Genomic DNA, 22,946 nt, shown 5'->3' with positions numbered 1-22,946 from the left:
CAATATATGTGGAAACGGTTCATTGTCGCAGACAACTCAGTTGGAGCTGAGCTCAGGACCGTTCGGGAGGAAAGAAATGTCCAATTCTACAAAGCGTGAATCCGTCTTGATCAACGCACCCCGGCGCGCGGCGCTGAAGCTCGGACTTGCGGGCACTCTGGTGCTTGCGCTGTCCTGCGGCGTGTCGCCTGCCTTTGCGGCCGGCAAGCCCAAGGTCGGGCTGATCATGAAATCTCTGTCCAACGAGTTCTTCAAGCAGATGAAGGCCGGCGCGGACAAGTATGCGGCTGAAAACAAGGACAAGTTCGACTTCAAGGCCGTCGGCATGAAGGACGAACGTGACTTTGCCTCGCAGGTCGACGCCGTCGAGAATTTCGTGACGCAGAAGTACGACATCATCGTCGTCGCACCGGCCGATTCCAAGGCCATGGCAACGCCGCTTGCCAAGGCAGTGAAGGCCGGCGTGAAAGTCATCAATATCGACGTGCCGCTCGACGCCGACGCCAAGAAGGCAGCCGGTATCGATCTCGCCTTCTTCGGCCCTGACAACGCTGCCGGCGCCAAGCTTGCCGGTGATGCGCTCGCCAAGGATCTTGGACCCGGCGCAAAGGTCGTGATCCTGGAAGGCAATCCCGAGGCCGACAACGCCAAGGAGCGCAAGGCAGGCTTCATGGATTCCATCAAGAACGGCAAGCTCGAGCTTCTCGACAGCAAGACCGCACATTGGGAAACCGAAGAAGCCAATACCGTCATGACGAATTTCCTGACGAAATATAAGGATATTCAAGGCGTCATGGCTGCAAACGATTCCATGGCCCTCGGTGTCGTCAAGGCGCTCGATGCATCCGGCCAGGCAGGCAAGATCAAGGTTGTCGGCTTCGACAACATCCCCTCCGTCAAGCCGTTGATCAAGGACGGCAAGATGCTTGCCACCGTCGAGCAGTATGGCGCGGAAATGGCGGCCATGGGCATCAAGTACGGCCTTCGCGAATATGCCGGCGAAAAATTCACCGGTTGGGTGAAGACCGACGTGACGCTCGTCACCGCCAAGGACCTCAAATAGTCGATAAACCCGCCTTGCGGGCAGGGATGCGTCGGCATTCGCCGGCGCATCCGCTTTTCGATCGATCTTCTGACCGGCCGTTTAGCGTGAGGCGTTAGCCCCAGTGGAAGGCGCCGCGAGGAAGATCGTTATCTCCAATTCGAAATGGAAACGCTGAGGAGGTGGACGTGCCTGAGACAGTAGATGATGCCATCCTGAAGCTGGAAGGAATAGGCAAGCGCTTCCCGGGCGTTGTGGCGCTAAAGGATGTCTCAATAGAGATCGGTCGCGGCAAGGGTCACATTCTTCTTGGTGAAAACGGTGCCGGCAAATCGACCCTGATCAATATGCTTGGCGGCGTCTTCAAGCCAGACGATGGCCGCATCCTGTTTGACGGCAAAGCCTATCATCCGTCCTCTCCGCTCGAGGCGTTCAAGGCGGGCATCCGGGTCATTCACCAGGAGCTGCATCCGCTTTCCAATCTTACCGTCGCCGAAAATCTGCTCTTTGAACACCTGCCGCGCCGATATGGCCTGGTGAACTATAAGCAGATGAACGCCAGGGCGGCGGAGCTGTTGGCGGAAGTCGGCCTCAACGTGGCGCCGACGACGCTTGCCAGCAGCTTGAGCGTCGCCCAGCTTCAGCTTCTCGAGATCGCCAAGGCGCTCTCCAACGAAAGCAAGCTTCTGGTTCTCGATGAACCGACGGCAACCCTGACCTCCAAGGAAGTTGATCGGCTTTTTGAGATTCTCAAGCGGCTGAAGGCGCGGGGCGTTACCACGCTCTATATATCGCATAGGCTCGAAGAGATCTTCGAGGTGGGCGATGACGTCACCATCCTGCGCGACGGGCAGCATGTGATCACGCGGCTGCTCGAAGGACTCGGAATTCCGAAAATCGTCGAACTCATGGTCGGGCGCGAACTTGCGCAGCACGACGCCTTCCGCGGCGACAGCACCATCTCCGGCGAGGCGCTTGGCGTCTCCGGTCTCAAAGTGACGAGCCATAGCCCCGAACTGTCATTTTCCGTCGCCAAAGGAGAAATCGTCGGCATTGCCGGGCTTGTCGGCAGCGGCCGCACCGAGGCGGTCCGGGCCATATTCGGCGCCGACGCCAAGGCTGCAGGCGAAATCCGCATAGATGGCGAACCGGTCGAGATTACCTCGCCCAAGGACGCGGTAACCGCCGGACTGTGCCTGGCGACAGAAGATCGCAAGGTGCAGGGGCTCATGCTCGACATGAGCTGTGCGCAAAACACCACCATCACCAATCTCGCCAAAGTCTCCCGCAAGGGGCTGATCATCCGCAAAGTCGAAGACGAGTCCTCGCAGCGCCTTGTGCGTGAATTGCGGATAAAGACACCGTCCATCCATCAGGCCGTCAGGACATTCTCCGGCGGCAACCAGCAAAAAGTCGTCATCGCCAAATGGCTGTTTCGCGGCCCCAAAGTGCTGATCTTCGACGAGCCGACGCGCGGCATCGATGTCGGTGCCAAGGCGGAAATCTACGAGCTTTTGGGGAAATTTGCCGCCGAGGGAAAAGGCGTTCTCGTCGTGTCTTCGGATCTGCCGGAACTCATGAGCATTTGCCATCGCATCATCGTCTTCTCGGACGGCAAGATAGCCGGGGAAATACCCCGAGAGCAATTTGACGAGAGCAGGATCCTCTCGCTCGCTTACAAGGAGTACAGTCGTGTCCGGCAACATTGAAAAGACGACCGAGGCAAAAGAAGCCAGCGTCTGGGACAAGCTCATCCGGATCTCGATGAAAGAGGCCGGTGTCGCCATCGCCCTCGTCCTGATTTTGATCTTCTTCTCGCTGACTGCGCCCTATTTCGCGACGCCGGAGAACTTCCTGAAGATCTTCGTGCAGATCGCCATCAATACGGTGCTTGCCGCCGGCATGACCTTCGTCATCCTCACCGGCGGCATCGATCTTTCCGTCGGATCGCTGCTGGCGCTTTGTACGGTCATCGGCGCGACGATCATGATCGACCCGAGATTTTCTCCCTGGCAGGCGATCGCTCTCGCATCACTCGCCTCGATGGGGGCCGGCGCGATCCTGGGTGCCATCAACGGATGGATCTGCGAGAAATGGAAACTTCCATCCTTCATCGTCACCCTTGGCATGCTTAACGTCGCAAGCGGCCTTGCCCGCGTCGTCAGTGACAACTCCACCATTACCGGCCTGCCGCAGCCCTTCGTCGACTTCGGCAATCTGATTTTCTGGGGCGTCCTCCCGTCGATCTTCCTGATCGCGATCGTCGTCGTCCTCATCGGCTGGTTCGTGCTGCGCTATACGGTGTTCGGGCGTTTCGTCTTCGCAATCGGGACGAATGAAGAGGCTGTCCGCCTATCGGGCCACGAACCGAAGAAGTACAAGATCGCGGTCTTCACCATTTCCGGGTTGACTGCCGGCATTGCCGCCATGGTCTACCTGCTACGTCTCAATGTCGGCAGCCCGGTTGCGGGCATCGGCTATGAATTGAACGCGATCGCGGCCGTCATCATCGGCGGCACCAGCCTCTCAGGCGGCAAGGGCTCGATCATCGGAACGCTTGTCGGAGCCTGCATTCTGCAGGTGCTGTCCACGGGGCTGCAGCTCTTGGGCGCCGACGACAATATCAAGCCGATCGTCATCGGTGCCGTCATCGTGCTCGCCGTCATTCTCGACAGCTATCGCGGCCGGTTGATGCGCATATTGGAGAGCCGCTGACAAGGCGGCTCTCCGGAGCAAAGGCTATGGCCCGACAAAATCGAGCTTTGCCGTCAGGTCCGCTGCAATTTCCAGGTCCGGATTTCAAACGGCATGATGTCGGCAGGGCCGGTGCGTTCGATCGGCTCCTCCAGAATGTTCAGCGGCCCCGAAGCCTGCCATCCTGACGGCAGGGTCAGCGACAAGCGGCCGCGCCGGCCGGCTGGTTCATAAAGTCGCAGGATAAGTCCCTCCCCCTCCTCGGCCGGCTTCAGGCCGGAGAAGGCGACAGGTATGCCTTCGATAGCGAGCGGCGACAAGGTGCAGGTCGCAAGACCGCTTGCCTCCATGCTGACCAGCGGCTGGTTGAGATCGATCGCCTCAGCTAGAACGCCGCCTTCATACCAGGCGCCTTCATGCGGCATCAGCGCATAGGTAAAGCTCTGCTCGCCTTCGTCGGCCAGCGGATCGGGATAGATCGGCGAGCGCACGAGGCTCATGCCGATGACATTGCCGCGAGCGCTGTGGCCGTATTTGGCATTGTTGAGCAGGGCGACGCCGAAGCCGGGTTCGCTCAGATCGACGAAGCGATGTGCAGCCGCCTCGAACATCGCCTGCTCCCAGGAGGTGTTGGTATGCGTTTGCCGCTCGACGATGCCGAAGGCGCATTCGAAAGTCGCGGTGCGCGACCGCACGGCAACCGGGTTCAGCGTCCGAAGCAGGGTGCGCCGGTCGTGCCAATCGATCGTCGTCTCGATATCCAGCCTGCGGGCATTGGCCGTCAGAACATAAAGCTGGGTCACGGTCGAGTTGCGGTACCGATTGATGACACGGATCGCGGCGCGATGCGGTCCCTCCTCGACCAGAGTGATGCTCTCCGGCCGATCGAGCCGGATGCCTTTCTCGGTATAGTCGGCGTCGACGTCCCAGGCATCCCAGTTGCGCGGCTTGTCGACTGGATAGACCCAGAGCTGGTTGGCACTTCCTTCAATCGCTTCTCGTCCCGTCGCCTTGTGAATAAGGCTCGATACGGCGCCATCCTTGCCGATGATCACGGACAGATGCTGGTTTTCGAGATGATGGGGATCGGCTTTGAGCCCCGCGACAGGCTTCAGCGCTTTGCGATCGAAGACCGCGACGGAAAGAGGTGCGATGGGATCGGCAGATGCAAGGACCGTTCCGTCCGATAAGGTTGCGGTCAGCGGGCGCGGCGAAAGGGATGGGTTGACGACAACAAGTGCATCGGTCACCCCACCCGCCGGAAGATGAGCCGACAACGTCTTCAGGGCCTTGGCCTGCTCCGCCTTGGCATTGTCGATCACGCCGTCAAGCTCGCGCTCGGCATCGGCATAGACCTCGCGAATGCTCGATCCAGGCAGGATATCGTGAAACTCGTTCTTCAGAACGACGCGCCAATCAGCCTCCAGGCTCAGAGGTTTGGCAGCGCCCAGCATATGGGCAAGCGAGGCCAGCGTCTCCGCCGTGATCAGGGCGCGTTCGGCCTGGCGATGCTTGCGCTTGACCCCGCTTTGCGATGTCAGCGTCGCGCGATGCAGCTCGAGGTAGATTTCCCCGTCCCAGACCGGAAGCTCCTTTTCCTTAGCGGTACGGTGCGCCTTTTCATAAAAACCCTTCACCGTGCCCCAGCGTGCCTTCGGGATCGCCGGGAAGTCGCGGAGCTGTACCTCGCGCTCGACCATTTCCGGCGTGACGCCGCCGCCGCCATCGCCATAGCCGACGGCCAGCAGCGAGGTGTCATGCTGCGTCTTGCCGCGGAAATTCTTCCAGGTCGGCACGAAGCAATCCGGCTGCACGAAGCCGTTGTAACCTTGCATGGGGTTATCGAACGTATGGGTCAACACCTTGCTGCCATCGAGCCCCTTCCACCAGAACAGGTCGGACGGAATGTGATTACTTTCGCTCCAGTTCACCTTGATCGTGAAGAAGCTGTCGATGCCTCCAAGCCGCAGGATCTGCGGCAGGGCACCGGAAAAGCCGAAACAATCAGGCAGCCAGCAGACGCTGTGACGCAGGCCAAAATGCTTTTCGAAATAACGCTGGCCATAAAGCACCTGGCGTACGAGGCTCTCGCCTGTGGGCATGTTGGTATCAGGCTCGACCCACATGCCGCCGAGGGTTTCCCATTTTCCTTCGGTAACCTTCTTCTTGATCCGTTGGAGCAATTCCGGATCATCCTCTTCCATCTGCGCATAGTATTGCGCGGTCGATTGATTGAAGCGAAAGTCGTCGGAGCGTTCCATCAGCGAAAGCGCGGTGCTGAAGGTGCGGCGCATCTTGCGGCGCGTTTCGTCATAGGGCCAAAGCCATGCCAGGTCGATATGGGCATGACCGGTCAGCAGCAGTTCGCCATTCTGTGGGAAGCGCTTTTGAAGCTCCTTCAGTTGCGCAAGCAATTCATCATAGGCAGCAGCTGCCGAAGCACTCTGCGCTTCGCTGAGACCGGCTGGATTGTCCTGAAGTTCCGGCAATTCCCAGATCTTCTGCTGCATTGCCGCGCCCGAGGTGCGCGAGATATAGGCTGCTGTGTCGGAGGGCCAATCGAGGCTGCGCAGCGCCCGTTCGGCGGCATCGATCAGATGCGGCACGGCTTCATGGCCGTCAAGAACATCGGCAGCCTCGCCGATCTGTTGCAACAGGAGATGCAGCCGGTGGACCGGTTCATCCAACCAGATCAATCGCGCCTTGTTGAGTTTCGGCGCCCTGTTCGGCTCCCCGAACGGAAAACGCGCGACGCTCTCGGTGGCGATCTGGAAATCGCGACCCTTGATCGGAAATTCCTGGTGATAGGGGTCGAGGCCGAAGGTCTCAGCTTCGCCATCAGGATAACGCAGCGTCAGCAGGCTCTCGCCGCCAAGATCGAGCTGTAGGCGGATCTGCTCGAGCGGCCAGTCCTGCGGCGCCGTTGCCTTGGCAGCGAAGCGAATCGTCCCATTGCGATGTGGCCAATCCTGATGATGCGCTATCGGCTCTCCATCGAAGGTCCAACCGTCGATCGCGAGGCTTTGTCTGTCACGCCAATGCGCAAGCTCTGCAGTGCGGACTTTCAGGCGATCAAGGCGTTGAGCAATAGTAAGAGACATGGCGGATCCTATCGGAAAATCGGCAACTGACGGCGGAGGAGAGAATAGATCAGCGCAAATGGGTCGCCAGCCCCGCATCCCATCTCCTCCCAGCGGATCGCGCAGCCGGAATTTAGATTAAGTAACTTTGTTTTGGCGTCAAGGCGCACAGAAATAAGTTGCGAGAGTTTTGTCCGTGATACACAAGCATCAGGATACGCAAGGAAATCGAACATGCGGTATCTTCGATCCGGGCCACGGCGCTATCAGCCGCAGGATGCGGACGTTACGCGGGGTAAGACACTCGGTCTGCGGTCTGGAGAAATCGCCGATAGAAATATTCGCGTCATTCTGGAGGCGATCCGCCGCCACGGCCCTTTGACCCGCATGGAGCTTGGAAAACATTCGGGGCTGACCGGACCGGGAATCACCAACATTCTGCGCCGGCTTGGCGATGAAGGGCTGGTGACATCGCATAGGCGCAAAGGTGCCGGTGGCGGCGCGACATCAACGGAATTTGCCCTGCGGCCCGAAGGGGCCTTCTCGATCGGTATCCGTGCTCGTCAAAATCGCGGCGAGGCCGTGCTTGTCGATCTCAGCGGCCAGGTTCACGACCGCGTTTATTTTCCTCTTACGCAGAGAAGCAGAGTCACATCGATCCAATCGGCGATCGAGGGCATGATTGGCCGTCACGCCGACCTGCCGATCATCGGTCTGGGTATCGGCTCGAACGACTGGAGCGCGGAAGAGCGCGAGCAGCTGGATGCCGCATCGAAACTGCCGCGCAGCTATGTCGAGAGCGAATGCACGGCAAGCCTCCTCGCCGAGCGCACGATCGGCACGCCGCCCCTGAAAGGTGGTCTCGCGATGATCATCATCGACGAGGATGTGCAGGCCGGCTTCCTCGTTCGCGGTATTCCCTATTCGGGCGTTCACGGACGTGCGGGCAATATCGGCGATATGCGAACCGGCCCCGACAATGTTCCCTTGAACACGGTCGTCGGATTTGGCGCACTGCGCAAATTTCTCAGCGGCGACGAATTCAGCCGCCTGATAGACGGACAGGAGCCGCCATCACCATTGCTCGCGGAATGGATCCGCGAGGCGGCAAGCCACCTGCTTGATCCGATCATCGCGATGGCCGGCTTCATAGCGCCGAGCGTCATCATGATCGGCGGCGACCTGCCGCGAGGCGTCATCGACGCGCTGATCCATCAGCTGTCTGTCGAGCGCCGTGATACGTCGAAGCGCCCCTTCCTCACGCCTTGGATCTCACCGATGAAGCCGGCAAGCTTCAGCGGCGGCGGCGTGGCGCTGGGGGCGGCACTCCTGCCTTTTCTGAATACCCTGCTGCCGCCGGTCTCAGGCTGAGGCTCACTGCGGATTCAGGCAAGTGCCTCGTCTTTATGGCTAGTATCCGAGGCGAGCGCCTTATCCAGCACCTTCTGAATCTTGGCCGCACGGCGGAACGAAGGTTCCTGCGTCCTGCCCATTCTGACCGCCTGGACAAACCGCTGATAATTGGTTTCCACTTCGTCGAACGGGATATCGCGCCACGTTGCCGTATGAACGTCTTCGCCGAGACAAGCGCGAAGCGTCGATTTTCCAGTGTCATAGATGATCTCGATCGAGCCCGTCTCGCCGTAAATCCGGAGGCGCAGTTGGTCCATCTGCCCGGCGGCGGTGCGCGTCGCCTGGATGGTGCCGATCGCTCCCGTCGTGAAGTCGACATTCATCGTGAAGCTGTCATTCGCATCGAGATCGTATTCGCCGATCTTGTCACCCGGGGCCTTGTCGAAAGTCTTCAGCCGCGCGAAAACATGAGCGATATCGAGACCGGAACCATAGGAGGCGAAGTCCACGATATGGATACCGATATCGCCAAGCGCACCGTTCGAGCCATGCTTCTTGCTGAGACGCCACAGCCATTTGCTCTCGGATTTCCAGTCGCCCCAATGCTTCCCCACCAGCCAGCTTTGCAAATGCGAAGCTTCGACATGCCTCACCTTGCCGATTTCGCCGCCGAGCACCATCTGCCGCCCCTTCTGCAGGGCAGGCGAATTGCGGTAGGTGAAATTCACCATGCCGACCTTACCGGCTTTCTCGACAGCCTCGGTCATTTCCATCGCCTTGGTTGCATCGGTCGCAAGCGGCTTTTCACAGAAGACATGCTTGCCGGCCGCAATCGCCTGCAGCGTCGTCGGGTGGTGAACAGCGTCAGGCGTCACATTGGCGACGGCATCAAACTCGCCCCAGGCCAAGGCCTCTTCCAGCGAGGCAAAACGATTGGGAATACCGTGTTCCGAGCAAAAGGCGGCCAGCCGCTCGGGCACGACATCGACGCCGCCCACAACGCTGACGCCTTCGATCTCTTTGAAACTTGCCGCGTGCTTGTTGGCCATTCCGCCGGTGCCGAGAATGAGTAGACGCATCTGATCCTCCATGGATGGTTTGGCTGTTTCGACAGCCGGAGCAAAACCCTCGCTGCCCTTTGCGGCTGCCCGCAACGGCTCGACTATTCTGCAATCGGGAGCCGCGGGTTGAGGCCGCTAGCTGCTGTTGAATGTCGCCGGCATCTCAATCCTCCCGAGCTGTGACTTGACATCAAACCAAAGTAACTTAATCTAATTAATGCAGCATGGAAATGAGGAGAGGTCAACTGACCGCCAGGCTGTATCCGTTTAAATGGGGAGGAGACCCATCATGAAGAGAGCGTTCGTCAGCGCCTTGGCGCTGAGCACGATGTTGTTTTCATTGCCTGCCGCGTTTGCCCAGGAACTGGCGACGAAGGACAGGATCGGCCTTGCAGATGCGCCGAAAACCCTTACTGTCCGGCTCACGAACGACAGTCCCAACAATGCCGATCCGGCGATTGCTCAGGGCTACCAAAAGCTCTTCGTCGATTTCATCAAGAAGCATCCCGACTGGAAACTGCAGATGCAGTTCATGTCGGCGGATATCGGTACCGAACAGGCAAAAATGCTCGAACAGGCGAAGGCCGGCAACGCTCCCGACTGCGCCGCTGTCGACTCCTTCGTCCTCTCACAGTTCATGGTCAATCATGTGCTCGCCGACTTCACCCCCTATTTCTCCAAGGATGAGGTTGCCGATCTCTTTCCCTTCATCCGCAACGGCATTACCGACAAGGATCAGACGATCCGCGCCTGGTGGTGGGACACTGACCTTCGCGTTCTATACCGCAACAAGTCCATCGTCCCCGATGCACCGCAGACCTGGGACGACCTGAAGAAGGCCGGCATCGCCTCCGTCAAGGAAGGCATGGAGGGTATTCTTTTCAACGCCGGCCGCTATGAGGGGTCGACCTTCGACTGGCTCGCCAATTACTGGGCGCTCGGCGGCAAGCTCGTCGACGATAGCGGCAAACCTGTTTTCGGCGAGGGCGAAAACAAGGAGAAATTCCTCAAGGCGCTGACCTATTACAAGGATCTCGTCGATTCCGGCGCCGCACCCAAGCGTGTGACCACGATCGGCAACTATGATGATCTGAACGCGGCCGCGGCTGCCGGAACGACGGCGCTCTTCATCGGCGGCAACTGGCAGCTTGCCCAATTGAAGGCAACACTGGATGCAGACGAGTTCGCCAACTGGACTTTCTCGCCCATCCCAGGCCCGACTGCCGATCAGCGCTCGACCGGTACCGGCGGCTGGACGATTGCCTCGTTCAGCAAGGACAAGGCCAAGGTCGAGATGTGCGCCAATCTTGCCCGGGATATCTACATGGGGCCGGGCAATGCGCTTCAGCAGCAATTGCCGACGCGCAAGTCGCTCTTCGACAAATATGAGGTCTTCGCGACCGAAGCCAACAAGACCTTTGCCGAAGCTCTCGCCAACGGCCAGGCCCGCCCCGGCGCTCCGATCTATCCGGAAATCTCAAATCAGATCCAGATCATGATGGGCGACGTCCTGTCGGGTACCAAACAGCCGGAAGAGGCCCTTAACGCGGCTTTCAAGGCGACCATGGAGGCTTACAAGCGTCTCTAACGATTGCGATCACGGCAGCGCCCTTAGGGGCGCCGCCGGCAGTATCAAACCCGGACAGAGAAGCCCAATGACCCCAATCGCCATCGAGGCTGCCAGCCGGCCCCACAGCAGATCGTTCATGCGCCGCTTTGCCGGTGCGCCTCTACCCTGGATCATGCCCGTGATCATCGTCATCGGCATCTTCTATCTCTATCCGATGATCGACGTGTTCCGTCTGTCTTTCACCAATGCGACGCTGATCGGTGACAATCAGGATTATACACTCGCTTCCATTGCGAACATGCTGAGTTCGCCGCAGCTTCCCGACATCCTCTGGGCTACCCTCGTCTTCGTCGGCGGCAGCGTCATCGGCCAGCAGATCCTCGGCCTTGCCGTCGCCGTCGTCGTCGTTCGCGGAGAAAAGCGCGGCCTGTTCGGCACGACAATCCTCAGAACCACGGCGCTGATCGCCTGGGTCGTGCCGGGCATTGCCGGCGGCATCATCTGGCAGATGCTGTTTTCGGAAGCGCCCTATGGCGCGCTCAACAGCATCCTGCGGCTCATGCATCTGCCGACGGTTGCCTGGCTTTCCGATCCCGCCATCGCGCCTTGGTCGGCCCTGATCTCGAACATCTGGCGCGGAACGGCCTTCTCGATGGTTGTCATGTATGCCGCGTTGAAGGCAATCGATCCCTCGCTCTACGAGGCGGCGGAAGTGGATGGCGCGACGGGCTCGCAGCAGTTCTTCTTCATCACCATTCCGCAGCTGCGGGCGGCTATCCTCGTCAACATGATCCTCATCACCATCATGACGCTGAACACTTTCGACGCGATCATCACTTTGACGGGCGGCGGGCCTGGCCGCGCCACCGAAGTCATATCGCTCTATGTCTTCAACATCGTCTTCCGCAACTACGATCTGTCCGGCGGCAGCGTGCTTTCCGTGCTGATGCTGATTATCAGCCTCGGACTGGCCGTCGTCTACGCATCATTCCTGCCGAAGGAGGATGAACGATGAGCAGGCGCACCGGCACGCGCTTCGGCGATTTTCTGAGCTATCTCTTCATGCTGGCGATGTTTATCTTTTTCGCCGGCCCGCTCACCTACCTTCTATCGATGGCGCTACGCGACAAGCGGGAGATTTATCGCGGCGTGGCGCGCTATATCCCGCACAATCCCACCATCGACAATTTCATCACCGTGCTCAACAACAGCTACTTCCCGCTCTATCTGTGGAACGGCCTGAAGCTCGCGGCTCTGAGCGGCTTCGGCGTTTTGATCGTCGCCATGCCCGCGGCCTACGCCTTCTCGCGCTTTCAGTTCCGGGGCAAGGGCCTTTCGATGATGGGGCTTCTGCTCTTTCAGATGATCTCGCCGCTGGTCATCATGGTGCCGCTCTACCGCTACATGAACCGCCTTAGCCTGCTCGATACGCATTTCGCCGTGACCATGGTCTATATCGCGCTCGGCGTGCCGCTTGCGACATGGCTCCTGAAGAGCACCATCGACGGAATTCCACGCAGCCTTGATGAAGCGGCGATGATCGACGGATGCAACCGTTTCTCCGTCTTCTGGCGGATCGTGCTGCCGCTGTCAGCACCGGGCATCGCCTCCGTCTTCATCATCACGGTCATTGCCGGCTGGTCGCAATTCCTCGTACCTTTTCTGCTGCTCACGCAAAACAATTTGATGCCGATCGGCGTCGGGATCTTTAACTTCCGTGGCATGCAAACCGACTCATCCATCCAGCTGCTGGCGGCCGCCTGCCTCATCTCCGTCGTACCGGCGATCGTGGCGTTCCTGTCGCTGCAGCGGCTAATCCTTGGCTCCATGACCAGTGGCTCGGTAAAGGGATGAGGCCGGTTGCGCGCGCCAGACTGATAAAGGATCCCGATGATGAACCAAACGGCCGGTGTCAAACTGTCTCCCGACCTGACGGGAGCCAATGTCGAGGATGCGGGCGAGCATAATCGAGCCGTCGTTCTGCGTTGCGTCCACCGGCAGGCACCGATTTCGCGTGCGGAAATCGCCCGGCAGACCGGCTTCACCAAGCCGGCGATCGCCCGCATCGTCGATCGCCTGCTCGATGAAGGCCTGATCATCGAAGCCCGCCGGCGCCATGGTCTGAGGGGACAGCCGGCAATCGAGCTTGAGATCAACCCAGACGCCTTCTTTGCGATCGGCATCAACATCGATCGTGATCATCTGACGATCCTCGCCGTCGATGCCGTCGGCAACGTGCGCGCCCGCGTCCACCACGAGAAGCGCTACATCCTGCCCGGCGAATTCATGCAGCTGACCGCCGATGCGATCTCGCATTTCCAGCGGAGCCGTCTGATCGACGACGCGCATCTGGCTGGTATCGGACTTGCGATGCCGGACTGGCTCGGCGAGATCGCCTTCCTGGGCAAGCCCGACGATTACGGAGAGTGGATGGATTTCGATGTCCGGACCGCATTGGAAAACCTGACACAGCATCCCGTCTTCATCGAGAACGAAACCAATGCGGCAGCACTCGCGGAACTCGACTACGGACTTGGCGCCGAAAGTCGCAGCTTCTTCTATATTTCGGTCAATGCCTGCCCAGGCGGCGGGCTGGTACTCGACGGCGCCGGCCATCGTGGCGCCATGGGCCTAAGCGGCGAAATCGGCTGGCTGCCAATCGCCGATCCACGCCACAGGGGAGGCCAGAAAGTCGAGCTTCTCGGCGAAATATTCTCGCTCTTCTTCCTCTACAAGTTCCTGGGCGAGCACGGCATCGAGGCAAACGTGCCCTCGGACCTCCTCACGTTGGATGCCCGTGGAAGGAAGCTGGTCTCGCAATGGCTGAAGACAATGAGCGCGCATCTCGCCGTCGCGGTCAAGCACATCGGCATGATCGTCGATCCCGACGCCATCATCCTTGGCGGCCGCCTGCCTATCCGCATGATCGATGAGCTGCTGCGCTATGTCCACGACCACCTTGATATGGAGGACACGGCGCTGCCATCGATCCATCGTGCCTCGCTCGGCGAGGACGCCTGCGCGATCGGCGCCGCGGCAATGCCGATGGCGGCAGCCCTCATGCTCGCCTCGGCCGATGAGGTCCAGCGCACGCGTTCGCCGCTCAAATTCATGGACCGCCTGAACAATTGAATTGGCGGCTGCGGCCGCAGGGAGGATTTTAATGAGGATCGGTTTTTATACGTCGACGTTCAACGACAGGCCATTCGAAGAGGTGGTGGACTTCGCCGCTTCCGCCGGCTTCGACGCAATCGAAATCGATGTCCGCGGCCATATCAAGACACCGGACAAGGTGCGGGCGGCGGTCGCCCTTGCCCGCGACCGCAACCTCTTCGTCTCCTCGATTGCCTTTTTCGGCAATCAGCTCGATGCCGATCGCGGCAAACGCGCCGAGCTTCGAGCCATTACAGAGGAATTTGCCGACGCGATCGGGGAAGCGGACGTGCCCATCTTCGTAATCTTTCCCGGCAGAGATGAAAGCGCGGACGAGGACGCCAATTATGATGATTTCGCCGACTTCGCCAAGCGGCTGATCGCCCGGACGACATCGAGCGGGTTGGTCTTCGCGATCGAGAACTGGCCCGGCCCGAAGGACAATTTCATCGGCACCACGCCGAAAGGCTGGCAGGAGCTCTTCAAACGAATTCCCGACAAGCGCTTCGGCCTTGAATTCGACCCTTCCCATCTCATCCGCATCGGCGTCGATCCCTATGCCGCCATGGATGCGGTCAAGGATCGCATCGCCATCCTTCATGCCAAGGACACGGCAATCGATGCGGCCGTACAGCAGGCCGTCGGCTATCACGGCAAGGGGTGGTGGCAGTACAAGCTGCCGGGCCATGGCCTTCTCGATTGGCCGCGTTTCCTGCGTCAGGCGCGCGCCAACGGCTTTGACGGCACGCTTTCGATCGAGCACGAGGATGCAGATTTCGGTTGGCCGGGCAAGGATCTTGTCCAGCGGAAGGAAGGCGAGCGCCTCGGCCTTGCCTATCTCCAAAAGGTCTTGAACGGGCTTTGAAGCTATCCGGGAGGACGGAAAATGGCACATGTCAGAGTGAACAACGCGCGTAAGGACTATGGCGCATTCAAAGCCATCAAAGGCGTGTCGGTCGACATCCGCGACGGCGAGTTCGTCGTGCTCGTCGGCCCCTCGGGCTGCGGCAAATCCACGCTGCTCAGAATGATCGCCGGCCTGGAGGGGATCACCTCAGGCGATATCCAGATCGGCAAGCATATCGTCAACGATCTCGCGCCAAAGGATCGAGACATCGCGATGGTGTTCCAGAACTATGCGCTCTATCCGCATATGACGGTCGCCAAGAACATGGGCTTCTCCCTGCGGCTGAAGCGGATGCCGAAGGCGGAAATCGATCAGCGGGTTGGCAATGCCGCAAAGATCCTCGGGCTCGAAAACCTTCTTGAGCGCTATCCGAAGCAGCTATCCGGCGGCCAGAGGCAACGTGTCGCCATGGGTCGCGCGATCGTACGCGATCCCGCTGTCTTCCTCTTCGACGAACCCCTGTCGAACCTCGATGCGAAGCTTCGCGTCCAGATGCGCTCCGAGATCAAGGAAATGCACCAGCGGCTGCAGACCACGACAATCTATGTCACGCATGACCAGATCGAAGCGATGACGATGGCGGACAAGATCGTCGTCATGAAGGACGGCCTGATCGAGCAATCCGGATCGCCGCTTGAGCTCTATGACCAGCCGGCGAATCTCTTCGTTGCGGGCTTCATCGGCTCTCCCGCGATGAATTTCATCAAGGGCAGCATGACGAACGCCGGTTTCCGTACCACCGACGGGATCGTGCTGCCGAGCGGTCAGCATCCGGCGGCGGCCGTTACCTATGGCATTCGCCCCGAAGATATCAGGCTCGTCCAGAATGGCATTGCGGTGGAAACCGTCGTCGTCGAACCGACGGGATCCGAGACTATGGTCATCGTCCGCCTTGGTACGCAAACGCTCACCTGCGTTTTTCGCGAACGGATCAGAGCCGCACCGGGCGATGTGCTGCACATCGCACCTGCCGATGAGGCAGTTCATCTATTTGACAAAAGTGGAGAGCGCATCGCGAGCACACGCTCGGAATTCAATTGAGGAGAGATGTTTATTACCTGTGTGATGCCGCACGCAGCGATGGAGCAGAAGCCGTCTTGCGAACGTGCCGCCGATCAACTCATATATTGCAAGTGCAGTGTTCTCGGGAAGCTCTTCGACCGATACGCTTTTACGTTGCTGCATGGGATGCTCTTCCAAAAGTCAGGCCGCCTTCAAGAGATTGGGCAACTGCCGACACTTTAGTCCTGATTTGTCGCAAAGATATCCCGCGATTCATGAAAGCTGTCACAAATGCGTGAGGTTCATTTCCAGAAAAACGGTGCGGCGGCACGATGTCGTGATTGGCGACCGAGTGGCGGGCTTACTCTATAGAGCAGCCTCGCATCGGGACCATGAAGATGGAGCGATCCGGAAGCCGTTCTTTCCCGACGATTTCACTTCATACAAACCACGATCCGCTTTGGCGAATATGTCCTTGGAAGAATGACCGGGCACGATTATCGCCGCGCCGACGGAGGTCGCGATGCGAATGGTCTTCGTCGGCGTGGAGATGGTCCAGTTCAACTCTCTGACAACGCGATCGGCGATTTTTGCGAGATCCTCGGTCGAAAGGCATTCGTGAATGACGGCGAACTCGTCGCCGCCAATGCGCGCCACCATATTGGCCTTGGGGACCGCGCGTGCAAGCCTGCGCCCTGCCACTTTGAGACAATCATCCCCAGCCTGATGTCCGAGAGTATCGTTCACGGATTTGAAGCCGTCGAGATCCACGAGAAGGAGCGCTCTGCCGGTTCGGCCCTCGTCTGAGCATATTTCATTGAAAAACGCTTCGAATCTGGTGCGGGACGTCAACCCGGTGAGCATGTCGTACTCGGCCAATTGACGAAGCTGCTCGACCATCGTCTTCTCGGCGGTAACATCCTGCTTCATCCCGAAAATTCTGGTCGCAGCTCCGTTCGCGAATTCGACGCAGGCGGTTATTCTGATCCATCGCCGATTGCCTCTTGCGGTAATGATCTCAGCATCCAGGCTGAAACCCTCGCCCGTGCGAATTGCCTTCTCGCGCACCTCATCGAGACGCTTTCGAACCTCGGGAGTATAGAGTTTAAGGATCTCATCCCTCGTCAGCGGCGTTTGCGGCGCAAGATCAAAGAGCTCGTAGACCATATCCGTCCAGCTGAGCGTCTGGTCGGGAAGACTGCATTCCCATACCCCGATACGAGCGGCCTTGAACGATCGATCAAACAACTCACGCAAATGCATGAACTCGCGCGAGGCGATTGCCTGAGGATCGAGTATTCCATTTCCATCGCAGGACACTGGGGGCCTCACCAGCTGATCAAAAGGACCTCACCAGCTTTATCGCCGGTAATCTTTCCCAGTGGAATGATTACATGGATTGTTTGCATATTGGTTTCCAAATGCAAGAGCGCCGCGTGATCATCGACATCAATAACCCTATTTTGAGGGCGGCCTCCATGAAACAGAGGATTTCAGGCGTTTGTGAAAATGAGTCCAAGGGCAAGAAGGATGTCTGCCCCAAACCGGATACTGAACCACGCCGGCTCACATCTGGCCGACACCGCTCAGGCCGATCAATGCGCCAACGCCGAGAACGATGAGCGGATGGACGCGCGTTGTCGCAAGAACAAGTGCGCCCGCTGCGGCAATCGCCGCGAGAATCCACCCCTGGGTTGATGCCTCCGTGATGACAGCCGCGCTGGCGGTGACAAGCCCGGCGGTCATCGGCACCAATCCCGCCTGCACGATCCGTCGCCATGGCCTGTCCTTGAAGCGGTTCCAGAGATGGAGCACCAGATAGGTCAGGACCGAAGAAGGCCCGAACTTTGCCGCGGAAGTAACCAACACACCCGCCCATCCGGCAACGTGCCAGCCGACCAGAGGCACGACCATCAAGTTCGGACCGGGAGCCGCCTGCGCCAATGCGAACAGCGCACCGAATTGCTGCGCCGTCATCCAATGCTGCACGTCGACGACCTGCCGATGCATCTCCGGAAGAATGGAATTGCCACCGCCGAAGGCCAGCAGCGAAAGCTGAGTGAAAATGATTGCAAGAGAAATGAGGGGCGTGGTCATGCTTCGAGCTTCCAGGTGGCGAGGATGCTGAGCGGCGCCAGAACCAGCATGGTCGGCAGCAAGGGTAGCCCGGCAATGGCGATGGCAGCAAAGCAAATGGCAGCAATGACCAGGGTGACTGGCCTGCGGCGCAGCGGCAGGACGATCTTGACGGCCATCGAGATGAGCAGACCGGCCGCGGCGGCAGCAAGGCCTGCAAACATATGCTGGATGTGCGGATCGCTATTGAACTGATCGTAAACGACACCGAGGCCGATCACGATCGCCGTCGGCGCGACAATCAAGCCGAGAAGAGCGGAAAAAGCTCCCGCCACGCCCTGAAACTTCGAGCCGATCGCAACCGCCATATTGATGATATTGCCGCCCGGCAGGAACTGACACAGCCCCAGCAGTTCGGTGAACTCCTCCCCCGTCAACCATTTGCGATCCTCGACCACCATGCGGCGTGCGAGCGGCAAGACCCCACCAAACCCGATGAGGCCGAGTTTAAAAAAACCGAAAAAGAGCTCCGCGACCGCCGGTCCTTCGCGTTGAGCAGCATTGGAATGAGAAATGGCATCCATATCGTGGCCTGCATGTTTATGTCGGACAGACCGTCAAAATAAGCTTTTACCGATCATGCGTCCAATATATGGATAGAACATCATCCATATGTTTGAGATATGCCATGATCGAACTTCGACATCTCCGTTATGCCATGACCGTTGCCGATGAGGGCCATATGACCCGCGCTGCCGAAAGGCTCGGCATCCAGCAACCACCGCTCAGTCAGCAGATAGCCAAGCTGGAGGCCATCGTCGGTGCGTCGCTCTTCAAACGGCTGCCGAGAGGCGTCGAGCTGACGGATGCGGGGCGGACATTTGTGGAGAGGGCAAGGACCATTCTCCACGATGTCGATCTTGCGATAGAGGCGACAAGGCGCAATGCCCGCGGAGAGGAGGGAAGCCTTGCGATCGGCTTTACCAGTTCGGCCGCCTTTCATCCGCTGGTCAGCGCAGCCGTCCGCTCGCTCGGCGAGACATCGCCGGATGTCGCACTCAAGCTTGAGGAAGCCAGTACGCCCGATCTGATCGCCATGCTGCATTCCGGCCTTCTCGACGTCGCGCTCGTGCGCTCTCCCGTTGCACAGTCGAGCGGCCTTGTGATTTCCCGAATTCTCGATGAAGAGATGCTGGTCGCTCTTCCCGATCGCCATCCTCTTGTGATGGCGAAAGGAGAGAAGCCTCGCCACGTTCGATTGTCGCAACTCGCAGACGAAGCCTTCATACTTTACCGCCGTCCCTCCGGGCCGGGGCTATACGACAGTATCATAGCGGCTTGCCTTGCCGCGGGTTTCAGCCCGAAAATACGGCATGAAGCTCCCCGGTTGCTGTCGACGCTCAGTCTGGTCGCCGCGGGACTCGGAATCTCCATCATTCCAGGATCGATCGCTCGGCTGGAGACGAACGGCATCGCCTATCTAAGGCTCGACCCGGGTGCCAATCTCGTGGCGCCGCTTTATTTCGCGCGAAAAGATGAGCAGCCAAGCGGCGCGCTGCAACTATTTGCCCACATCGTTCAGCACGAGAAAGCTTTACTGAAATAAGCCGGCTATCTTTCTAGCCGCGAAGAACAAGCGACCTGAGACTGATCCTTATGCCGCTCCATTCGATCACCGCCGCAGCCTAGAAGGTCAAAGTCGCATCCGTCCAAAGCCGAAATCCTCCGAGAAACGCATTTTCGTTCCCGCCGATACGGCAGGCGGATGGCAGTTCCTTGAGCTTCTCGGCATTGCCGCCGCCGATAACGATTTCATGCGGCAGTAGTGCCGCCCTCAATCTCTCAACGATCTCCTCGACCGACTGGCGCCACTTCTTCTTGCCGTATTTTTCAAGGCCACGCTCGCCGATGAAGTCTTCGAAGGTGCCCCGCTTCTTGTAGGGCAGATGGGCGAGCTCCATGGGCAGACAAACGTGATTGGCAATCATTGCCGAACCCAATCCGGTGCCGAGGCCGAGAAACAGCATATTGCCATCTTTGTAGTTGCCGATTGCCTGCATCACGGCGTCGTTGACAAGCTTGACCGGCTTGCCGAAAGCGGCGGAAAAGTCGAAATCCTGCCAGCCGCTTCCCAGATTGTGCGGTTCCATAGCTGGCCTGTTGTTCGAAACGGGCCCGGGATATCCCATACCGATAACGTCGTATCGCCAATCACTCGTCAGATCCTTGACGGTCTGGACCATCTCTTTTGCCGACATCGTAGGCCCGGAGACGGCGGCCCGGCGCTCACCGCCGGAGCTGAGACGCATTTTTACATGCGAACCGCCGAGATCGATTGCCAAGACGACAAGCTCTTCTGTCGCAGCCGGCGCCACGGCTTTCTTCAGTTTTACGTTTGTTTTGCGGCTCTCTGTTACCTGGCTCATATTCGTCCACACTTTCTATCCACGACGGGCACAAATCGCACTATCGCGCCTCAACGACGGAGACGGAGAAATCCTCTCCCTCCCAGCGGTCGGTGTCAGGCCAGTAAAAGGTAAAGGCAATCGAACCGCCTTTGGGCAGGCGCTCGCATGACAGCTCCGCGACATGTATCCCGAAGCCGTTCTGGCTCGTCTCGGTATCGCTGGCGCTGGCCCAACCGTCGACACTCCAGCGAATGATGGCCCGCGCCATGACCTCGATCCGCAGGCGCTTGCCGACGGAAAGCTGCGACAGCTTGTTGTTGAAACGCCACGGCACGAAGGGTGCCGTCACATTGTTTTTTACATAGCGCTCGACACCTTGCGGCGGCATGTCGAAAACCGCCCCGTCTCTCAGCGAACGCAGGAGCTTGATATGCTCGGCATGAGCCCAGACGAGTGGCATGGCACTGCCGGAAGGTTTCCCGAGGGCAAGGCCCAGCTCCGGGATATCGGGCTGGTCCCACACCTGTTCCGGCAGCAATCCGCCCTGCCCGGCAGACTGCTCGAGTGTCTTGAGCAAACCAAGAGCCGCTTCCGGCCGGCCGGCCGCGAGCTCATAATGGGCGCGCTCGCCCGCAAGTAAGGGCCATGGACGCCCGATGCCCGTGCCGTCGAACGGGCCGCCGTCTTCATGCTCGCCATAGCCGTCACCGGTATAACGATACCATAGAGACCCTTGCGGCAGGTCACATTTGAGCTGTGCGTCGATCACCTTCACGGTGTCGAGGATGCGAGGATCGTCGGCGGCTCGCAATCCGAACCGTACCAGCGCCAAGGCATCGGGACTGACGACTCGCGCGGTCGGCAGGAAGGATTCAGCGGGCGGCCTGTTCTTGATCGGCACGAAACCATCGGCGGGCGAGCTTCCATCGGCGATCTCAGGCGGCGCAATACGGACATAATAGCCCTTGACCCCGAGAGCGGCGCTCTCCGTATCGCTGCTGACATAAGTCCAGCGCTCGATCTGGTCGTTCCAGGCATCCGCGGTCTGCCGCAGATAGCCCGCATTGTGCATCTGACCGGCAATTTCCAGAATATCGGCCGCCGCCAGCAGCGCAGCGATTTCAACCGCCAGCGTGAAGGGAGAAAAGCCGCCATCCTCCTCCCAGCGGTCCTCACCCGTGACGGGCCCGTTGACGACGACGTAGCGTGCTGCGCTTTCGACCATCGGCACGTAGGACAATAGCAGATCGCCCGTAAGGACTCCCTCGCGGCGCAGCGCATCGGCAAGCAGGATCGGGAAAGCGCATTCATCCATTTGGATCCCGCTCCAGTAAGGCTCGCCATCCAGCCAGCAATTCTGCGGCCAATGCCCATCCTCTTCCTGGATGACGCGCAGATAGGCCAGAATGCGCAGCGCATCCTGCGAAGCGCCCGCAGCCAGGAAGCCGCCGGCTGTCTCGACCAGATCGCGCGGCCAGACCAGATGATAGCCACCGAGGTCTTCGTCGCCCTTGGCAAAGCCCCACGGAATGGAGAGAGAAGCAACGGCCGGCCCTTCGAAGGAAAGTGGCCGGTGCGTTGCCAGCACGGCTGTCGAGATCCGATAACGATTGACTTCGGGCGGCGGTGCTCTCGGTTCGTCGAGGGCCAGCAATCCGTCTTGCCAGGCCCGCCAGTCGGCAACATAGCTGCGCTCGGCGCTGTCATAGCCGGCTTGCAGACTGGCAAGGGCATTGTAGCCGGCCTCTTTGGCATGGCTTCCAAAGCCGAGCGATACGGTGACGGTGTCGCTGCCGCCGATCAGATCGATCTCACCGGTCAGGGCGACGTTGCCGTCGGCGGCACGCGCGACGGCCGGGTCCAACCGGGCCTCTTTCTGCAATTGCTGCCATCCGTCGGAAATACCGACATAGCCGGCAGATGCCATCCGCCAGCCGCCGCTAACGGCAAGAGCCATCGAGACACCGCCTGTGCCCGTCGCAAAAAGCATCGGCGTGCCCTTATAGTCTTCCACCCATCCCGTATTGCCGTAACCGGCATTGACCAGATGTGGAGCGGCCAACAGGTAGAGACGATAATCGCGGATCGTGCCTTCCAGCGGCTCGAACGATATCTGCTGAAGCAAGCTGCTGCGCATCGGATCGACGATGATGCGCTTGATGATCCTGTAACGACCATCGATTGCAGTATTGATCAACCGATAGGCCGGAACGCCATCCTCAACCGTGGTGACGACGCTCTCCGTATCGCGCTTTTCCTCCGAAAAATAACCATCGGGACCTGTGACGATCAATCCGATGTCGCGGGTACAGGCGCTATCGACGCGGGGATAATAGATTTCGTTCAAGATGCCGTGACTGAGAGTGAACCAGATGCGGCAGGCCGGCGAAAGCGCCGTGCCAACTCCGCTCTTTGCACTGGACGTCCAACGAGGTTCGATACCGTTCACGTTGGGGCCGGAAGCATCGTAAGGCGCCATGCACTATCTCCTCTATCGCTGCAATCTGCTCCGACCAAACTGTTTCGGCAAGACAGAACCTTTGCGCATTCAAGCCGATACGCGCTTGTTTTCACCACCATTGACAGCCCCCGCCCGTTCT

18 protein-coding genes and 1 pseudogene are annotated in these 22,946 nt (G+C 59.3%); 11 read left to right on the top strand and 8 right to left on the bottom strand.

Annotated elements, in window-relative coordinates:
• The first annotated feature begins 76 nt into the window (after positions 1–76).
• The 3 genes from FHX05_RS14805 (at position 77) to FHX05_RS14795 (ending at position 3,757) form a co-directional block, all read left to right on the top strand.
• Positions 77–1,063, top strand: a complete 987-nt coding sequence (locus tag FHX05_RS14805) for a sugar ABC transporter substrate-binding protein (RefSeq protein WP_112338061.1) — start codon at positions 77–79, stop codon at positions 1,061–1,063.
• A gap of 167 nt (positions 1,064–1,230) precedes the next feature.
• On the top strand, positions 1,231–2,751 hold the full coding sequence (locus FHX05_RS14800; RefSeq protein ID WP_183872567.1) for a sugar ABC transporter ATP-binding protein: 1,521 nt from the start codon (positions 1,231–1,233) through the stop codon (positions 2,749–2,751).
• Positions 2,735–3,757: an ABC transporter permease gene (locus tag FHX05_RS14795; RefSeq protein ID WP_112338060.1), complete on the top strand. Its 1,023-nt coding sequence runs from the start codon at positions 2,735–2,737 to the stop codon at positions 3,755–3,757. Before FHX05_RS14800 ends, FHX05_RS14795 begins: the two co-directional genes overlap by 17 nt.
• A 53-nt stretch (positions 3,758–3,810) precedes the next feature.
• On the opposite strand, the gene FHX05_RS14790 is transcribed toward FHX05_RS14795, so the two are convergent.
• Positions 3,811–6,837 (bottom strand): glycoside hydrolase family 38 C-terminal domain-containing protein, encoded by a 3,027-nt coding sequence (locus tag FHX05_RS14790; protein ID WP_183872565.1) that lies wholly within the window; start codon positions 6,835–6,837, stop codon positions 3,811–3,813.
• 213 nt (positions 6,838–7,050) lie between these two features.
• Between FHX05_RS14790 and FHX05_RS14785 the strand changes: the two genes are divergently transcribed.
• Positions 7,051–8,187, top strand: coding sequence for an ROK family transcriptional regulator (locus FHX05_RS14785; RefSeq protein WP_183711915.1), 1,137 nt, complete (start codon positions 7,051–7,053; stop codon positions 8,185–8,187).
• Between the two features lie 14 nt (positions 8,188–8,201).
• On the opposite strand, the gene FHX05_RS14780 is transcribed toward FHX05_RS14785, so the two are convergent.
• Complete coding sequence (locus FHX05_RS14780) at positions 8,202–9,248, bottom strand: Gfo/Idh/MocA family oxidoreductase (RefSeq protein WP_183872563.1); 1,047 nt, start codon at positions 9,246–9,248, stop codon at positions 8,202–8,204.
• Positions 9,249–9,519: 271 nt separating this feature from the next.
• On the opposite strand from FHX05_RS14780, the gene FHX05_RS14775 reads away from it, so the two are divergent.
• The 6 genes from FHX05_RS14775 to ugpC all read left to right on the top strand — a co-directional run bounded on the left by FHX05_RS14775 (position 9,520) and on the right by ugpC (position 15,901).
• On the top strand, positions 9,520–10,818 hold the full coding sequence (locus tag FHX05_RS14775; protein WP_183711911.1) for an extracellular solute-binding protein: 1,299 nt from the start codon (positions 9,520–9,522) through the stop codon (positions 10,816–10,818).
• A 67-nt stretch (positions 10,819–10,885) separates the two neighbouring features.
• A complete protein-coding gene (locus tag FHX05_RS14770; protein ID WP_183872561.1) occupies positions 10,886–11,815 on the top strand; it encodes a sugar ABC transporter permease in 930 nt (309 codons plus the stop codon).
• Positions 11,812–12,654 carry a carbohydrate ABC transporter permease gene (locus FHX05_RS14765; protein WP_183872559.1) on the top strand — a complete coding sequence of 281 codons (843 nt, stop codon included), beginning with the start codon at positions 11,812–11,814 and terminating at the stop codon, positions 12,652–12,654. The genes FHX05_RS14770 and FHX05_RS14765 overlap by 4 nt, the downstream gene beginning before the upstream one ends.
• A 39-nt stretch (positions 12,655–12,693) precedes the next feature.
• Positions 12,694–13,932 carry an ROK family transcriptional regulator gene (locus FHX05_RS14760; protein WP_183873540.1) on the top strand — a complete coding sequence of 413 codons (1,239 nt, stop codon included), beginning with the start codon at positions 12,694–12,696 and terminating at the stop codon, positions 13,930–13,932.
• A gap of 31 nt (positions 13,933–13,963) precedes the next feature.
• Complete coding sequence (locus FHX05_RS14755) at positions 13,964–14,818, top strand: sugar phosphate isomerase/epimerase (protein WP_183872556.1); 855 nt, start codon at positions 13,964–13,966, stop codon at positions 14,816–14,818.
• 21 nt (positions 14,819–14,839) lie between these two features.
• Positions 14,840–15,901: a sn-glycerol-3-phosphate ABC transporter ATP-binding protein UgpC gene (gene ugpC, locus FHX05_RS14750; protein WP_183872554.1), complete on the top strand. Its 1,062-nt coding sequence runs from the start codon at positions 14,840–14,842 to the stop codon at positions 15,899–15,901.
• A gap of 327 nt (positions 15,902–16,228) precedes the next feature.
• Here the strand turns inward: ugpC and FHX05_RS30390 are convergent, their stop codons facing one another.
• From FHX05_RS30390 to FHX05_RS14735, 4 genes and pseudogenes are all read right to left on the bottom strand, one after another.
• The gene (locus tag FHX05_RS30390) at positions 16,229–16,762 is read right to left on the bottom strand and encodes a GGDEF domain-containing protein (protein WP_246698986.1); all 534 of its coding nucleotides are present in this window, start codon (positions 16,760–16,762) and stop codon (positions 16,229–16,231) included.
• A 96-nt stretch (positions 16,763–16,858) separates the two neighbouring features.
• Positions 16,859–17,029, bottom strand: a pseudogene (locus tag FHX05_RS30385) (GGDEF domain-containing protein); the annotation flags it as partial.
• 399 nt (positions 17,030–17,428) lie between these two features.
• Complete coding sequence (locus FHX05_RS14740; RefSeq protein WP_183872553.1) at positions 17,429–17,959, bottom strand: chromate transporter; 531 nt, start codon at positions 17,957–17,959, stop codon at positions 17,429–17,431.
• Positions 17,956–18,522, bottom strand: a complete 567-nt coding sequence (locus FHX05_RS14735) for a chromate transporter (RefSeq protein ID WP_183872551.1) — start codon at positions 18,520–18,522, stop codon at positions 17,956–17,958. The genes FHX05_RS14740 and FHX05_RS14735 overlap by 4 nt, the downstream gene beginning before the upstream one ends.
• 104 nt (positions 18,523–18,626) lie before the next feature.
• Between FHX05_RS14735 and FHX05_RS14730 the strand changes: the two genes are divergently transcribed.
• Positions 18,627–19,544 carry a LysR family transcriptional regulator gene (locus FHX05_RS14730; RefSeq protein WP_183711895.1) on the top strand — a complete coding sequence of 306 codons (918 nt, stop codon included), beginning with the start codon at positions 18,627–18,629 and terminating at the stop codon, positions 19,542–19,544.
• Positions 19,545–19,623: 79 nt separating this feature from the next.
• Here the strand turns inward: FHX05_RS14730 and FHX05_RS14725 are convergent, their stop codons facing one another.
• Positions 19,624–20,364 (bottom strand): ROK family protein, encoded by a 741-nt coding sequence (locus tag FHX05_RS14725; protein ID WP_183872549.1) that lies wholly within the window; start codon positions 20,362–20,364, stop codon positions 19,624–19,626.
• Between the two features lie 40 nt (positions 20,365–20,404).
• Positions 20,405–22,825, bottom strand: a complete 2,421-nt coding sequence (locus FHX05_RS14720) for a glucan 1,4-alpha-glucosidase (protein ID WP_183872547.1) — start codon at positions 22,823–22,825, stop codon at positions 20,405–20,407.
• Positions 22,826–22,946 lie beyond the last annotated feature (121 nt).

Origin of the sequence: Rhizobium sp. BK491, from assembly GCF_014194925.1 — a bacterium.
Taxonomy (GTDB): domain Bacteria; phylum Pseudomonadota; class Alphaproteobacteria; order Rhizobiales; family Rhizobiaceae; genus Rhizobium.
This window is presented reverse-complemented; position numbering and strand designations above follow the sequence as displayed.

Coding starts and splice junctions, on each gene's coding strand:
- ugpC (WP_183872554.1), top strand. CDS start 14,840: ATGGCACATGTCAGAGTGAACAACGCGCGTAAGGACTATGGCGCATTC.
- FHX05_RS14730 (WP_183711895.1), top strand. CDS start 18,627: ATGATCGAACTTCGACATCTCCGTTATGCCATGACCGTTGCCGATGAG.
- FHX05_RS14720 (WP_183872547.1), bottom strand. CDS start 22,825: ATGGCGCCTTACGATGCTTCCGGCCCCAACGTGAACGGTATCGAACCT.
- FHX05_RS14770 (WP_183872561.1), top strand. CDS start 10,886: ATGACCCCAATCGCCATCGAGGCTGCCAGCCGGCCCCACAGCAGATCG.
- FHX05_RS14755 (WP_183872556.1), top strand. CDS start 13,964: ATGAGGATCGGTTTTTATACGTCGACGTTCAACGACAGGCCATTCGAA.
- FHX05_RS30390 (WP_246698986.1), bottom strand. CDS start 16,762: ATGGTCGAGCAGCTTCGTCAATTGGCCGAGTACGACATGCTCACCGGG.
- FHX05_RS14740 (WP_183872553.1), bottom strand. CDS start 17,959: ATGACCACGCCCCTCATTTCTCTTGCAATCATTTTCACTCAGCTTTCG.
- FHX05_RS14725 (WP_183872549.1), bottom strand. CDS start 20,364: ATGAGCCAGGTAACAGAGAGCCGCAAAACAAACGTAAAACTGAAGAAA.
- FHX05_RS14735 (WP_183872551.1), bottom strand. CDS start 18,522: ATGGATGCCATTTCTCATTCCAATGCTGCTCAACGCGAAGGACCGGCG.
- FHX05_RS14765 (WP_183872559.1), top strand. CDS start 11,812: ATGAGCAGGCGCACCGGCACGCGCTTCGGCGATTTTCTGAGCTATCTC.
- FHX05_RS14805 (WP_112338061.1), top strand. CDS start 77: ATGTCCAATTCTACAAAGCGTGAATCCGTCTTGATCAACGCACCCCGG.
- FHX05_RS14760 (WP_183873540.1), top strand. CDS start 12,694: ATGAACCAAACGGCCGGTGTCAAACTGTCTCCCGACCTGACGGGAGCC.
- FHX05_RS14775 (WP_183711911.1), top strand. CDS start 9,520: ATGAAGAGAGCGTTCGTCAGCGCCTTGGCGCTGAGCACGATGTTGTTT.
- FHX05_RS14780 (WP_183872563.1), bottom strand. CDS start 9,248: ATGCGTCTACTCATTCTCGGCACCGGCGGAATGGCCAACAAGCACGCG.
- FHX05_RS14785 (WP_183711915.1), top strand. CDS start 7,051: ATGCGGTATCTTCGATCCGGGCCACGGCGCTATCAGCCGCAGGATGCG.
- FHX05_RS14790 (WP_183872565.1), bottom strand. CDS start 6,837: ATGTCTCTTACTATTGCTCAACGCCTTGATCGCCTGAAAGTCCGCACT.